This window comes from Gillisella taibaishanensis (genome assembly GCF_001938985.1).
In the GTDB taxonomy this organism is placed as follows: domain Bacteria; phylum Pseudomonadota; class Alphaproteobacteria; order Rhizobiales; family Rhizobiaceae; genus Allorhizobium; species Allorhizobium taibaishanense.
This window is the reverse complement of sequence record NZ_MKIN01000022.1, coordinates 420421-434063: the sequence shown is the minus strand read 5'-3', so window position 1 is coordinate 434063 and position 13643 is coordinate 420421. Positions and strand designations below refer to the sequence as shown.

The following is a 13643-nucleotide window of genomic DNA, read 5'->3' as shown; positions in this document are numbered from 1 at the left end:
AGGTCTGCTCGCTCTGAAGCGCTCTATTGATGGGCTGCTTTGAATGAGAGATCTTTGGGGCCCGTTTCTACGCGCGAAATAAGCAACTGCTCACGCAAAAGCGCCATGCGTCCCTCCAGACGCATGGCGTATTTGACATCATCAATGATGAGAATGGTCATGGCGGTCGAGGCCGCCGCTGGTTGTGCCGAAGCCTGCGCTGTTAGATGAACAGCATTGCCACGACGAACAAAAACGCTACTCCGACTGCCAGGATGTTGATTGAACGTGTCATTCCCATCTCGGTCTCCCTTGCGTTTAACAATTAAAGATTATGACCGTTTCGTGTCATTTGAAAAGCGAAACTTGTGCTGCAATGCACCCGATGCTTTGTATAACCGCTTGAAACTAATGGTAACACGCGGAAACATATTGTTAAATTCGTGTGATAACGAAATATTTCATGCTTAATGACGGCGCTGTCATACGCTCCGATCCTGGTCTGTTTTGGAGCGGGTAGACTCGTTATCTGGTTCAGATCAAGACGGGCGCGACAGGCTTGGGGTGGTGCCGTGGAGTCGTTTCCAGGCACGGCGCATTTGCCTGGTCGACGCAAAGCCAGCGCGCTCGGCGACACTTTCCATGTCGAGGCGTGAGCCCGTCACCAGTTCATGGGCAAGCGCCACCCTGACGCGGTTGACATAATCAGTGACGCTCATGCCGGTCTGGTCGTTGAACAGACGCGACAGGGTGCGGGCACTGGTCGCGGCGATTTTGGCCATGCTCGCTACCGTCCAGTCGCGGGCCGGATCGGCAGAGACGGCGTCCTGGACCTTGTGAATGGCCGGGTGGATGTGATTGCGACCCTCGAGCCAGGGCGAGAGCTGCGGATCGCCACCGGCACGGCGCAAATAGACGACGAGATAGCGGGCGGCTGCGAGGGCTGCGGCATGGCCAGCCTCTCGGGCGACGAGCGCCAGCATCATGTCGATCCCGGCGGTTATGCCCGCCGTGGTCAGCCGGTCGCGATCCTCGACATAAAGCCTGTTGTCCAGCACCTTTGCCGTTGGTGCCATCAGTTGAAGTTCGCGGGTTGCGGCATGGTGCGTGGTGCAGGCATAGCCTTCCAGCAGGCCGGCCCGGGCGGCAAGGATGGCACCCGAACAGACCGCGACGAGTTTAACGCCTGGGCGGACCACGCGCCGCAGCCAGGCGATGATCGCAGCCTCTTTCACGATGTCCTGCGCATCTGGCGCCGGATCCATCGCCCCGAGCGGCTGTGCGGCCGCGCCGGGGACGAGGATCATGGCGCGCTCTGGCAGTGTCTCCGGCAGCGGTTCGATGCCGGCAAGGTCGATCCCGATCGACGTGGATGCTGTCGAGGAGGGGCCGACATAGCGCACGACGAAGCGCACGGCATCCTGCTCGAGATTGGCCTTGCGCAGCACTTCCATGGGACCGGCAAGATCCAGCAGCAGCGTGCGCGGCGGCACGACGACGATCATCTCGACGAGGCGCGGTCCATCTGTCATGCGGCAGCGCGGGTCCTGGTGAGACCGGCCAGCGCCTCCTCCACCGTTGCGATGCGGGCAAAGCGGTCGGCCAGTACCAATTCGCTGCGGGCGCGGATCTCGGCGGCGCTCCACTCACGTCCCCTGACGTCGATCATCGGGAAGGTCAACGTGGCCTCGGCGACGAAATCGATGCGGTAGCCAAGGTCAGAGGCGTGGCGGGTGGTGGTTTCGCAGCACTGTTCGGTGCGGATGCCCGAGACGATAAGCTCGCGAATGCCGTTGCGTGTCAGCCAGACATCGAGCCCGGTACCGACAAGCGCGCTATGGCGGCGTTTGCGGAAGGTCACGTCAGGCACGATCGTCAGCGGCGATAGCGTGGAGACAAGGCCGGACGCCTCGCTGAACGGGCCTTCATCTTCGACATGGAAGATCTGTATGATCGGAATGCCGGCCTTGGCCGCGCCGTCGATCAAGGCCTGCTGGCGCTCGACATAGGCTGCGACATCGTCCTCCCGGAAATAGGGACGAAGGCGGAAAGATTGCTGCGCATCGATAACAAGCAGAGCGCGGTCGGTCATGGTCATAGCCTCTTTTCGTTGTTTGATGCGTGAAGCCTATGTCATGCCAGGGGCCGGCGAAATGCCGCTTCTTGCCGATGAGGGGACAGATCGCGCCAAAGATGTCGCGCCCGGTTCCTGCATTTTACCGTTTCGCGATGAACGGTCTAGATCTGTGCATCGCGTGCAACAAAAAAGCCGCACCTCGTGGGAGGCGCGGCTTCTGTTGGTCAGGCGGGATACGTCAGAGCGCGGCGAGAAGGGCAGCTGTCGGCCAGCCGTCTGCAGGGATGCCGTGCTTTTGTTGTTCCTTCTGCACGGCGTCGCGGGTGCCGCCGCCGAGAATGCCGTCGATGTCGCCGACGTCATAGCCGAGGCCCTTCAGCTTGGTCTGCAGTTCCTTCATCTGGACATCGGTCAGGCCCTGCTCAGGGTCACCCTTCAGATAGGCTTCAGCGCCCGACAGCCGGGTGGCGAAATAGGCGGCAGAGGTCGTGTAGATGAAGGATTTGTTCCACTCGAGATAGATGTTGAAATTCGGGTAGGTGATGAAGGCCGGGCCCTTGCGGCCCTGCGGCAGCACAAGTTCGCCTTCCAGATCGGCAAACTTCGTGTTGCCATCGCGTGGCTTGACGCCGAGCTTGAACCAGTCACCAGCCTTCATGCCGCTGTCGAAGCCGCTTTTTTCCCAAGGCAGGTTCTCAGGTACGGTGACTTCCTGAATCCACGGTTCGCCGCGCTTGAAGCCGAGATGCTGGATGAATTTTCCGGCTGTCATGATTGCGTCCGGAGAGCTGGTCTTCAGGCTGACATGTCCGTCGCCATCGCCGTCGACGCCGAAGGCGACGATGTCCTTGGGCAGCATCTGCACCTGGCCGACTTCGCCTGCCCAGGCGCCGGTATTGGTGGCCGGGTCGAGGTCGCCATGCTGGACCATGGTGATCAGCGCCAAAAGCTGGGGGCGGAACAGGTCGGGGCGGCGGCAATCATGCGCCAGTGTCACCAGCGCGTTGCGAGTGTTGAAATCACCCTGCACGGCGCCGAAATCGGTTTCCATTGCCCAGAAGGCGGCGATCACGCCCGGCGCAACGCCATATTCCTTTTCCGCGCGGTCAAAGACGGAGGCATATTGCTGAAGCTTCTGCTTGCCCTGGTCGAGCCGGCCCTTGGAGACGGTGCGCGACGAAAACTCGGTAAAGGTCTGCTTGAACACGCCCTGGGCGCGGTCGCGAGCCAGTACCTTCTGGTCGATCTGTGCGCCGGCCAGCGCCTTGTCTGCGGCCTCGGGCGAAGCACCCTTGGCGACGGCTTCCGCCTTTACGCCAGCGAGGAACGCGCTGAGATCGCCGCCGCATGGTGCTGTCTGGGCAGGCGCCTGACCGGAAGCGACAGGCGCTGCGGCCTGCTGCGCCAGCGCCGTGCCGGCCAAAAGGCCGCTCAGGACCGCTGCGAGCGTGAAACGAGACAAGATATGCATGAATAGACCCCCAATATGGAAAAACCGTGCCTCGCTGTGCCCAAGCTTTGTGACATAAGCATGGAGCAGTGCTTATTTTACAGCGAATAACAGGGCTTTCGGTCTGACGGCTCTATTGAGCCGAAGCCTGCTGGGTGGTCGGTAAGGAGACGGCTTCTACCCATTTGCGCCAGTTTTGCTGGGAGCCGGCAAAGACATTGATGTCGGTATCGCCTTTGATGCCGGGGATTACACCGGTCGAGGTATACTGCCAAAAGGCCCAGCGGCGGTCCGGATAGATTTCCGATGGATGCTTGGCCACCGAGCGCACCCAGAAATAATGATCCTGGAAGGCACCCTGCAGATTGTCTCGGTGGAAATCGACCGAGGTGTAAATGATCGGCCGCTTGCCGTAGAAGGCTTCCAGCCGGTCCATGAACCGCTTCATCTCGCTGCGGACCACGTCGGCCGGCGGCCGTTTGGTGCAGGTCTTGGAGGTGTGGTTCCATTCGACATCGATGACGGGCGGCATATCCATTGCAGCCTTCGGTACATTGGCGATGAACCAGTTGGCTTGCTCGTCGGCGCTGGAGCAGAAATAATAGAAATGGTAGGGCGCATGCGGCAGGCCAGCGGCATTGGCCTGGCGCCAGTAGTCCTGGAATTTCGGATCGATGACATCCTTGCCCTCGGTCGCCTTGATGAAGGCGAAGGAGACGCCGGATTGGCGCACGCGCATCCAGTCGATATCGCCATTCCACTTGGACACGTCGATGCCATGCACCTGGTGGCGATGCGGCGAGTTGACGCCGAAGTCCTGCGGATCCTTGTCCTGGAATTTCGGTTGGATCGAGCCGGTTTCCATGAAGTCATAGCTCGTCGATGTGCAGGCGGTCATTGCCAGGCAGATCGGTATTACGGCAAGGACCAGCGACCGCATCGGAAACCTACTCATCTACTGTTGTGCCGCTGCAACCGCGAATGCGGGCATGAAGGCGCGAAACCAAGGCTGCTGTGGCCGATCCGACACATCGCGTGCGGAAAGTCCCCAAGCCATGACTTTGCTACATCATCGTTAAAATGTCGTTATTTTCAACTGCTCATTCGGCTGGGCGCAAAATCACTGCGTGCCAGGCATAGCCGCGGTAGAGCGGCGTAAAGGTGAGCGTGGCGCCGAGCGCCTCTGCCTGTGCGGCAAGCTCTTGCCTGAGGTCGGCCCTCGGTGTCACATGGAAGCGCGCGAGCCAGGCATGCAGCAGATGGCGAAACCAGCGCGGCAAGCCTTCCTGCTGGCCAAAATCGACCACATGCAGCGCGCCGCCGGGCTTCAGTGCGTTGAGCGAACAAGCAATCGCTTTTTGCCACTCCGGGATCATCGACAGGGCATAGGAAATCATGATCCGGTCGAAACCGTCAGTCCCGACAGGGAAATCGGCGGCGGTAAAGGCCGATGCGTCGGCGATGCGCAGGTCAGGCTGGCGCGGACGGCCACGGAAGTTCAGCCTGGCCTGTTCGAGCATTTCGTTTGAAATGTCGAAACCGTAGAGGTGCGAGACGGGATAGAGCCGCTCGGCGCAAATCAGGTTGCGGCCCGTGCCGCAGGCGACTTCCAAGAGGCTGCCATCCCTAGGCAGTGCCAGCCGCGCAATTGCTGTATCGCGGCCAAGCAGGTAGTATTTGCGGGTCAAGTCGTAGATGTGCCGCTGGGTGCGGTAGACTTGGTCCATCTTGCTGGCATGCTGCTGGTCAAGGCTCGGCGCCGGGCCGGAGCTCGATGTCACGGTTGTCCCATTGAGATCGACGTTGATCTCGCTCATGCAGACTTCTCATAGATATGGAAGCCGCCATAGATCGCCGAGCGGTCGAGCGCGTTGAAATGCTGCGACAGGTCCTTGAGATAGGTCCATTGCGCAGAAAGCGTCGGTGAGATCCGGCCTTCGATAACGCTCTTTTCGGCGGCGGTGCGGAAGATCACACGAGCGCTCTTGGAAGCGGTGCGGGTAATTTCCGTCCAGAGATCGTTCAACTGTTCGTCGTTCATCCAGTCCTGGGCATCGAGCAGAACGAAGCGGTCGACGCTGCCGGCCGGCTTGGTGGACAGCAGTTCGGTATAGCTGGCGTGATGGACCTTGACCCGGTCGACGCTGGTGCGGATGGCGCTATAATAATCGGCGCGCAGATAATCCGGTAGGGCGCCTTCATGTGACTTCGGGTAGCGGCGGGCGAAGGCCTGCCAGGCAAAGTAATTGTCACGCAGCGAAAAGTGACAGGCGAGCTTTTCCAGCCGGGCCTTCAGGACCGGGGCGATGGTGCCAGTATCGGATACGCTGGCCAGTTCGTCATATTGCTGCGGCGGAATGCCGAGGCCGAACAGCGAGCTCTTGCGGTTGGTCAGCCAGCGGATGAATGGCTTTTCAAACAGCGGCGCAATGCGGGTTTCGAAGAATTGCCGCTGCTCACGCGGGGTGCGGCACTGCGTGATTTCCTCAAGCCGAACGCCGTGCAGGCGGGCGAGGATATGGGTGGTGGTGATAAAGCGGCCGAGCAGGCCCGTGCGGTAGAAATTGCCGTTGAACACCCGGATACGGCGGCGTCCCGTCAGGCTGCGGCCCTTCCAATAGCTGCGGGTGGTTGCATCGAGATGGGGGGCCACGTAGCGCTCGACCATGGTGGCATTGCCGCGAGCCTTGTCGGTTGCCAGCAGCTGCACGACGGCGGCATGATCAGGCAGGTAGCGGAAGGCGGCGAGCTTGAGCTTGTTCAGCGCGATGTGATGCGGATTGAGATCGACGACGTCGATGCTCTCGGGCTCGCGCGACAGATAGGCCAGCATGTTGCAGCCGCCTGAGCCGATGGTGACGACGCGGTGGCCGGCGCCAAGCTGCATGGCCTGCATGTCGACATCTGGATCTTCCCAGATCTGCGGATAGACGAGGCCGGAAAACATCAGGCCGAACAGGCGCTCCGACAGGCCTTGGCGCGAGAGAGCATTGTGTTGGAGCAGCGCGGATTTCAGTTTATGGTTTTTGCGAAATCCAGCGTCTGGAACAATCTCTGTCATGTGCGAAAGGCCCCTTTTCCGATTTTTTACCGGAATAGAGCCCGACCACTACAGTTTGATGACGCGCATTGTTGACCGGCCTGGGGCTGTCACAATTGCTGTCGAAAAAGGTCGTTTTCCTCAAGGAAAGCCTGGGTCGCTTCAACCGTGGCGCCCTTTCACCGATGCAGTAATCATGCTTGTTTGTCGCGGCACCCTGCATGGGAGAAGATGGCATGGTTTATCTGATTCGGTTTTTCCGCTGGCTCGCGGCGGCTGTTGTGACTGTCGTGATCGGGGCAGCGCTTTGGCTGTGGCTCTCTCCGCCGGAATTGCTGCGGGTCGGCACCGGCTATGCCGCGAAGATCGTCTGCTCCAATGTCTTCCTTGCCGGGCGCGATCCTGATCAGGTTCTGTCGGAGGATGTTCAGGCGCCCGGCAATCCGCTGCTGCGGTTCCTGAGAGTGTCCGTGGATCGCGATGCCGGCACGGTCACCGCCTATATCTTCGGTGCCTTCGTGCCGAGTACGGCGGTTGCCCGTCCGGGCCTTGGCTGCGCTAGCGTGCCTGATGGCAAGATCGAGGCCGCTCGCGCCGTGGCCCTGCCGCAGCCGCAGCCGGTGGCCGCCGCGCCAGGTGCCGAGCCCTGGCCCGACGGCATGGGCAAGGCGGAGACCGATCCTGCGCTGACGAAGATCCTTGCGGATCCCGCGCTGACAGGCCCTTCGATGCGCGCGGTTCTTGTCATCCGCGATGGCAAGCTCGTTGGAGAAGCTTACGGCCCCGGCTTCGGGCCTGGAACGCCCTTGATCGGCTGGTCGATGACCAAGACCGTGACGGCGATGCTGATCGGCCACCGGATCGGGGAGGGGGGGCTGTCACTCGATCAAGACCATCTGCTGGCGCAATGGAGCGATGAGCGCGCCAGCATCCGGCTGCGTCATATCATGGGGATGGAAAGCGGACTTGAGTTCAACGAGAGTTATGGTGATGTCAGCGATGTGACACGGATGCTCTTCCTGGAGCCGGACCAATCCAATTTTGCGGCCTCCCAGCCACTCGACAAAGCGCCGGGCACGCATTTTCACTATTCGACAGGCAGTTCGGTGCTGCTGTCCCGCATCCTGATGAACAGCCTGCCCAAGGACGCAGCACTTGCCTATCCGCGTGCCGCCCTGTTTGCGCCGCTCGGCATGAGCAGCGCTGTGCTCGAAGCCGATGAGGTCGGCACGCTCTCGGGCGGGTCCTATTTCTATGCCTCTGCCCGCGATTGGGGCAAGCTCGCGCAACTGCTGCTGCAGGACGGCGTGTGGAAGGGGCAGCGGCTGCTGCCCGAAGGCTTCGTCCAGACGATGATCCAGCCGACCAGCGCTTCAAGGGGCCTTTATGGCGGAGGGCAGATCTGGCGGGTCGGACCGGGTGATCGGCGCGATACGACGTTCGGGATCAAGGAAGACACCATCTGGTTTCAGGGCCATGACGGCCAGACGATCACCATTGTACCGGAGCGCAAGCTGATTGTGCTGCGTATGGGGCTGACGCCCGCCTGGGCCAACTACCGGCCGCAGCTGCTGGTCAAGGCCGTGCTGGACGCGACACAATAAAGCCGGGCGATAGGCCCGGCTGTCAGCTTCGTATATGTGGTGTGAAGACCTTAAATGACGTGCTTATTGCACGTCGTCCAGCAGGCCCTTGCGCTTGGCGTCGTTGTAATAGCCGCGTGCATAGAGACGAACCGCGTTGTCGTTATTGTTGTCTGCCACCATCCAGGCGCCACGGAGATATTTGATGGCATATTTCAGGTTGGTTTCCGGGTCGAACAGGCCTTCGGCGGGGCCATCATAGCCGAGCGAGCGGGCCGTGTTGTAGCGGATCTGCATCAGCCCGTAATTGCCCCGGTTATAGGCCGAAGCATTGTAGCGGCTCTCGCGGTGAATGACCCTGTGGATCAGCGCCGACGGCATGCCGTAAAGTGCTGCATATTTGTTGACGAGGCCGTTGATCACGGTTGGGCCACGAGGAGCCGAACTGCCGGCATTGCCAGCGGATTCGGTCTTTGAACGCTCTGACGACAGAGCCTGAATCGGGCCAGGGGCGCTGGTGTCGAACTGTGCGTCGAGCATGGCGAACGACGTTGCCGTGGACCGCGACGGGGATGCGTAAGACGCCGTCGACGTGCCCCCGAGGGAAGCAGGACGTGGAGTTGGTATCGCCGCGTGGATCACTTCAGGCTGCAGGGCTTCGTTTTCCAGTCCGATCGGCTCATTGTCGGCAACGTTGGCTGGAGCATTGGCCGAGGACGGTGTGTTGCCGACGGTGGGTCCGAGCGAAGCGACCTGGGTGTATCCAGGCTTTGCCATTGGATAAGGACCCTGGCCGGTCGCAAGATGGGCCATCTGGGCGTTTGCCGATGCACCGGTTGCCGACGCGCCGTTAATAGCGGCCAGAGCACTGTTTCCGGTCGATGTATTGGCAAGCGCCGCGACGGCGGACTGAGTCGGCTGCATCGTGGCTTGGGAATTGACGGACTGGCCGGCCACTGCCTGGCCATTCGCTGCCTGGGCAGTGCCTGCACCTGCAACGGAACCGTTTGCCGCGGCCGACGCCGCCTGAGATCCAGCCGGTGCGGCGGCCTTGGCGACAGCCTGATGCCCGGCAGCGGGCTTCGGCGCCATGTCGGCCTTGGCATTGTCGTTCACATTGGTGCAACTGGAAAGGGCTGCGACGATGACAGCAGTAATGCTGATGGCAATCGTGCGGTCCGTTTTCGCTGTCATGCAAATGTCCGTCGGCTGTTGAAACGAGTGCTGCTTTGGGGCAGCGCACGAACTATTAACATCGGATTCACAAATTTGACAGCCCCCTTGAAGTCTAAGATGACATTACCAGCACTCCAGCCTTGGCGAGGGGGCGCCAAGGAGGCCGATCAGGCAGCGATGCGACGGAAGCCAGCGCTGACGGAACGGGCGGAAATCAGCATGGATTTGCCCTTTGGCTGCAGGATTCGCCGCGCTGTGCGCCGGCGGATCAGTCGATCGAAAGCCTGTGCAAAAATCGCCTGAGAGCCGCAAATCAGGCCTGAAATCAGCAGAAAAGCCAGTTCCATGGTCAAGAAATCGCTACTGAACGGCGAAAGACCTGCTCCCATTTGGGTCACAAGTGCCAGAAGAAACACCAGCGAGCGTGCATCGAAGACCGACGACATTACCGCCTGCGACACAATGACCATTGCCCGTCTGTCTGCGACATTGTCGTTATCTGCGACCGGGCCGATATGCAGCGGCGCCCGCCACAATCTGAGTGCCATAATCATTAACACGCCCATGCCAACCCAGCGCAAATCGGACAGCGCGGTCGAGCGGGCATTGGCCAAAGCCTGTGCGGCGCCGAACACGAGGCTTGCGGCAACGCCATATCCAATGGTGCTGCCGGCGGCGCTGAGGCAGGCAAGGCGCAGGCCGCCCGCGCGGCGACAGGCTATGATTCGCTTGGCGCTGCGCCCAGGCACGGCCAGGAAGGCAGCGCTTGCCGCTGAAAACAACAGCCAATCCTGAATGTTCATAGGCCTGCCTCCGAGTTCAATGCGTCCGCACCGGGTTTAGCACCGCATCCCTTTCGGCACGGCGAGCCTCGACACAAACGGATGAGCGCCGCATGCGTTTGAGCATCCGGCGCTGGTCTTTATATAGTATCGCATCGCGGTTTTTAGTGCCGGTCCGGCCAACTATTTCCGCAGGTGGTTTGCCTTGCGAAAATCCTCCACCCGGACGACGAGCGGTGCTTGCAAAGAGAAGCCACCAATCGCCGTCAAGGTCAATGTGCCGGACGGAATTTCTGGCCCAGATGATCCATCACTTCTTTGAACCAGGGGGTGGAGAGATCAAAAGCCTTGCCACCCTTGATGCGCGGGAACTCGATGGCGCGCAATTTGCCGCCCTGATCCTCATCATGGCCCGTCACGCCCGAGACGCCGTTGAGACCGCTTTCGACCGCCAGATCGACCATGCTCTGGATCAGGCGCAGGTCTTGGTGATTGGCCGGCGCGGAGCGGGCATAATAGCCGGATTTCTGCACCATCGAGCGCTCGGCATCGAGCAGCTTGGCGAAATGCTTCTGGAACCAGCCGCCGACATTGATGGTGTCGAGCTTCACATGGCCAAATGCATCGCGCTTGATTTCCTCACCGGCCTTCTCGCGTTCGGCGACGATCTCGTCCATGCAGGCGCCTTCCGAGACGAACAGGGTGACGAAGCCGGTGCGGTCCATCAGTTCCTTCAGCCGCTCGGCCTCCGCCTCCATGTCGAAATGGGTTTCGGGCAGGTAGAGCCCGTCGATGATTTTCAGCTCCTCATTCATCATGAAGCCTTCGACATATTCATTCGGCTTGATGCGCTGGATATAGGCGCGTGCCGTTGCCGCTGTCAGCCAGCCGCAATGGCGGCCCATGACTTCGTGAATGACGAGGGTGCGCGGTGCCGCACTCTGTTCGTTGGAGACATGGTCGAAGAAGCGGGCGCCGACATCGGCCGCCGTCCAGGCGCCGAGCGTCTGGCGGATCGGCACGACATCGTTGTCGACGGTCTTCGGCAGGCCGACCACGGTCAGGTTATAGCCATTGGCGCCGAGATAGGCGGCAAGATCAGCCGCCGTGGTATTGGTGTCGTCGCCGCCGATCGTGTGGAGGATGGTGATGCCATCGGCAGCCAGTCGTTCGGCCGCCACCTGCAGTGGGTTCTGCCCTTCCTTGACCAAGCCGCGTTTGACGCAATCTGCGACATTGGTGAGCTTCACGCGGCTATTGCCGATCGGAGAGCCGCCGTAGCGATGCAGCACATGTGCCTGCTCGCGCATCTTCTCGTTGATCTCGATCTTGTAGTCCATCAAAAGGCCGCGATAGCCAGACTTGTAGGCGATGATCTCGGCATCTGGCGCGATGTCGCTATAGCGCTCGATCAGGCCGCCTACGGCGGACGAGAGACAGGGGGCAAGGCCCCCGGCGGTCAGCAATGCGACTTTGGTCTTGGCCATCAAACCCTCCTTTTAGAGTCCGCCAGGGAAATACGGGAGGCCCGATTTCCCAAGAGGACAAACGACAATAGAAAGATCAGGCCCGGGCAAAATGCCGCAGGTCCTGTGATCTCGTGGCCCATGGATGCGACAGCCAACCGATGCTGTAAAGCGAAAAATCGAACAAAATCCGCAGTTTCGTCGAAATTTCATCTGCAGGGGAAATATAATCGTTTCAAATGGAAAGCGCCGAACGGTCGCTTGTGGAAAAGCCAATGCCGCCTGCTTTTCAGGGCAGATGAGGGAACCTAGGCGGCTTTTGCGGGTCGGGTTAAGGGAGGGGAAAGTGAACAAAGTTTAACCTACTGCGCGACGCTGCTCGCCTTGCATTTGAAGTGATAATTTGGTCAACCTATCATCATGATTTTCGATTTCGCCTGCCAACAACTATCGTCACTCTGGGATCGATTGCTCGGCGCGGTCAGCGATGCGGCCGGCAACGCGCTGTCGTCGCTTGTCGAGGCGATCCGCACGGTGTTCGAAGGCGATCCGGAGACGCGCCGGCGGGTTTCTTTTTCGGTGGCGATCATCGCACTCTCGGCCAAGATGGCCAAGGCTGACGGCATCGTCTCGCAGGCCGAAGTCAATGCCTTTCGCAGCATCTTCGATTTTCCGCCGGAAGAGGCGCGCAACGTCGCCCGTCTCTATAATCTCGCCAAGCAGGATGTTGCCGGCTACGAGGCCTATGCCGAAAAGCTCGCCAATCTCTGCGGTTCGCGGGTCAAGGGCTGCCCGGTGCTTGAAGAGATCGTCGACGCGCTCTTCCATATCGCCACGGCGGATGGCCTGATCCATGAAAGCGAGCTGGCTTTCCTGGCGCGGATCGCCGAAATCTTTACGATAGGCGAGGAGCGCTTTGCCGAGATCTCGGCGCGGCATTTAGCGCCCGACCACGATCCCTACGGTATTCTGGGCGTATCGCGCAGCGATGATTTCGGCACGATCCGAAAGCGGTACCGGGCGCTGGCTTCCGAGCACCATCCTGACCGGCTTTATGCGCGCGGTCTGCCGGTTGAAATGCACGCGGCGGCGCATCAGCGCATGGCGAGCTTCAACGCCGCCTATGCCGCGATCGAGAGGGAACGCCGGGCAGCATGACATCCTTTACCGCCGATTATCCCGGCGCTGATCTCGTTCCTTCGCCCAACCACGGTGAACGGGTCGAGTGCAGCGCGCCTGACACGATCATCCTGCATTACACCGGCATGCCGAGCGAGGAGTCAGCGATTGCCTGGCTCTGCACGGAGGAAAGCCAAGTCTCCAGCCACTATCTGGTGCGCGAAAACGGTAGCGTTGTGCAGATGGTACCGGAGAGCCGCCGCGCCTGGCATGCCGGGAAAAGCTTCTGGGCCGGCGCAACAGACATCAATTCCCGCTCTATCGGCATCGAAATCGCCAATGCGGGCCATCCAACCTTGCCTGACTATCCCGATGGCCAGATTGAGGCGGTCGCAAAATTGTGTCTGGATTGTGCAAGACGCTGGTCGATCCCGCCTGAAAGGGTGCTGGCTCACTCCGATATAGCCCCGGTGCGTAAGGTCGATCCGGGCGAGCATTTCCCGTGGGCCCAGCTGCACGAACTCGGGGTTGGCCATTGGGTGGAGCCGAGCGCCATTGCCGGTGGTCGCTTCTTCCAGCGGGGGGATCGCGGTCAGCCGGTCGAGGCGCTGCAGTCCATGCTGTCGCTCTATGGTTATAATATTGAAATCAATGGAGATTTCGATGCCGTGACCGAAGGCGTCGTCAAAAGTTTCCAACTGCATTTCCGCCAAGCGAAAGTCGATGGCGTTGCCGATTCCTCGACCATTGAAACGCTGCATAGACTGCTGGCGGCGCTTCCGCACTTCGCCTAGAGGTTGCGGCTGCCGAGCGTTGCTGTAGGCGTATCTGAACCAGCAAAGTTGCGGTTTTTTTACCTTGCCATAGGATTTCCTTATTGAGGCTGTCTAACAGCTCCCGTCGCGGCAGGGTAATTCCCGAGCTGCGGTCGAGATGAACGGCGAATAGAACGTCCCTGAGGGAAGCTTTTC

13 protein-coding genes are annotated in these 13643 nt (G+C 60.4%); 3 read left to right on the top strand and 10 right to left on the bottom strand.

Going from position 1 to position 13643, the window contains the following annotated elements:
- Window positions 1–23 precede the first annotated feature (23 nt).
- The 7 genes from BJF91_RS25025 to BJF91_RS13180 form a co-directional block, all read right to left on the bottom strand.
- Window positions 24–161, bottom strand: a complete 138-nt coding sequence (locus tag BJF91_RS25025; protein WP_162843866.1) for a hypothetical protein — start codon at window positions 159–161, stop codon at window positions 24–26.
- 357 nt (window positions 162–518) lie between these two features.
- The gene (locus BJF91_RS13205) at window positions 519–1511 is read right to left on the bottom strand and encodes a GlxA family transcriptional regulator (protein ID WP_075614963.1); all 993 of its coding nucleotides are present in this window, start codon (window positions 1509–1511) and stop codon (window positions 519–521) included.
- Window positions 1508–2077, bottom strand: a complete 570-nt coding sequence (locus BJF91_RS13200) for an isochorismatase family protein (RefSeq protein ID WP_075614962.1) — start codon at window positions 2075–2077, stop codon at window positions 1508–1510. The genes BJF91_RS13205 and BJF91_RS13200 overlap by 4 nt, the downstream gene beginning before the upstream one ends.
- Window positions 2078–2294: 217 nt before the next feature.
- Window positions 2295–3527, bottom strand: coding sequence for a lytic murein transglycosylase (locus BJF91_RS13195; RefSeq protein ID WP_075614961.1), 1233 nt, complete (start codon window positions 3525–3527; stop codon window positions 2295–2297).
- Between the two features lie 112 nt (window positions 3528–3639).
- Window positions 3640–4446, bottom strand: coding sequence for a glycoside hydrolase family 25 protein (locus BJF91_RS13190; RefSeq protein ID WP_075614960.1), 807 nt, complete (start codon window positions 4444–4446; stop codon window positions 3640–3642).
- 160 nt (window positions 4447–4606) lie between these two features.
- Complete coding sequence (locus BJF91_RS13185; RefSeq protein WP_075615622.1) at window positions 4607–5233, bottom strand: class I SAM-dependent methyltransferase; 627 nt, start codon at window positions 5231–5233, stop codon at window positions 4607–4609.
- A gap of 86 nt (window positions 5234–5319) precedes the next feature.
- A complete protein-coding gene (locus BJF91_RS13180) occupies window positions 5320–6567 on the bottom strand; it encodes a DUF3419 family protein (RefSeq protein ID WP_075614959.1) in 1248 nt (415 codons plus the stop codon).
- A 215-nt stretch (window positions 6568–6782) separates the two neighbouring features.
- On the opposite strand from BJF91_RS13180, the gene BJF91_RS13175 reads away from it, so the two are divergent.
- Window positions 6783–8150, top strand: coding sequence for a serine hydrolase domain-containing protein (locus tag BJF91_RS13175; protein WP_075614958.1), 1368 nt, complete (start codon window positions 6783–6785; stop codon window positions 8148–8150).
- Window positions 8151–8213: 63 nt separating this feature from the next.
- Here BJF91_RS13175 and BJF91_RS13170 read toward each other — a convergent pair whose 3' ends face one another.
- The 3 genes from BJF91_RS13170 to BJF91_RS13160 form a co-directional block, all read right to left on the bottom strand.
- Complete coding sequence (locus BJF91_RS13170) at window positions 8214–9323, bottom strand: transglycosylase SLT domain-containing protein (RefSeq protein ID WP_075614957.1); 1110 nt, start codon at window positions 9321–9323, stop codon at window positions 8214–8216.
- 149 nt (window positions 9324–9472) lie between these two features.
- Entirely contained in the window at window positions 9473–10108 is a 636-nt protein-coding gene (locus BJF91_RS13165) for a LysE family translocator (protein ID WP_075614956.1), read from the bottom strand.
- 251 nt (window positions 10109–10359) lie between these two features.
- On the bottom strand, window positions 10360–11574 hold the full coding sequence (locus BJF91_RS13160) for a pyrophosphate--fructose-6-phosphate 1-phosphotransferase (protein WP_075614955.1): 1215 nt from the start codon (window positions 11572–11574) through the stop codon (window positions 10360–10362).
- 399 nt (window positions 11575–11973) lie between these two features.
- On the opposite strand from BJF91_RS13160, the gene BJF91_RS13155 reads away from it, so the two are divergent.
- Both BJF91_RS13155 and BJF91_RS13150 read left to right on the top strand, forming a co-directional pair.
- Window positions 11974–12711 (top strand): J domain-containing protein, encoded by a 738-nt coding sequence (locus tag BJF91_RS13155; RefSeq protein ID WP_075614954.1) that lies wholly within the window; start codon window positions 11974–11976, stop codon window positions 12709–12711.
- A complete protein-coding gene (locus BJF91_RS13150; protein ID WP_075614953.1) occupies window positions 12708–13466 on the top strand; it encodes an N-acetylmuramoyl-L-alanine amidase in 759 nt (252 codons plus the stop codon). The genes BJF91_RS13155 and BJF91_RS13150 overlap by 4 nt, the downstream gene beginning before the upstream one ends.
- Window positions 13467–13643 lie beyond the last annotated feature (177 nt).

Coding starts and splice junctions, on each gene's coding strand:
- BJF91_RS13180 (WP_075614959.1), bottom strand. CDS start 6,567: ATGACAGAGATTGTTCCAGACGCTGGATTTCGCAAAAACCATAAACTG.
- BJF91_RS13165 (WP_075614956.1), bottom strand. CDS start 10,108: ATGAACATTCAGGATTGGCTGTTGTTTTCAGCGGCAAGCGCTGCCTTC.
- BJF91_RS13150 (WP_075614953.1), top strand. CDS start 12,708: ATGACATCCTTTACCGCCGATTATCCCGGCGCTGATCTCGTTCCTTCG.
- BJF91_RS25025 (WP_162843866.1), bottom strand. CDS start 161: ATGACCATTCTCATCATTGATGATGTCAAATACGCCATGCGTCTGGAG.
- BJF91_RS13185 (WP_075615622.1), bottom strand. CDS start 5,233: ATGGACCAAGTCTACCGCACCCAGCGGCACATCTACGACTTGACCCGC.
- BJF91_RS13155 (WP_075614954.1), top strand. CDS start 11,974: ATGATTTTCGATTTCGCCTGCCAACAACTATCGTCACTCTGGGATCGA.
- BJF91_RS13205 (WP_075614963.1), bottom strand. CDS start 1,511: ATGACAGATGGACCGCGCCTCGTCGAGATGATCGTCGTCGTGCCGCCG.
- BJF91_RS13160 (WP_075614955.1), bottom strand. CDS start 11,574: ATGGCCAAGACCAAAGTCGCATTGCTGACCGCCGGGGGCCTTGCCCCC.
- BJF91_RS13170 (WP_075614957.1), bottom strand. CDS start 9,323: ATGACAGCGAAAACGGACCGCACGATTGCCATCAGCATTACTGCTGTC.
- BJF91_RS13190 (WP_075614960.1), bottom strand. CDS start 4,446: ATGCGGTCGCTGGTCCTTGCCGTAATACCGATCTGCCTGGCAATGACC.
- BJF91_RS13195 (WP_075614961.1), bottom strand. CDS start 3,527: ATGCATATCTTGTCTCGTTTCACGCTCGCAGCGGTCCTGAGCGGCCTT.
- BJF91_RS13200 (WP_075614962.1), bottom strand. CDS start 2,077: ATGACCATGACCGACCGCGCTCTGCTTGTTATCGATGCGCAGCAATCT.
- BJF91_RS13175 (WP_075614958.1), top strand. CDS start 6,783: ATGGTTTATCTGATTCGGTTTTTCCGCTGGCTCGCGGCGGCTGTTGTG.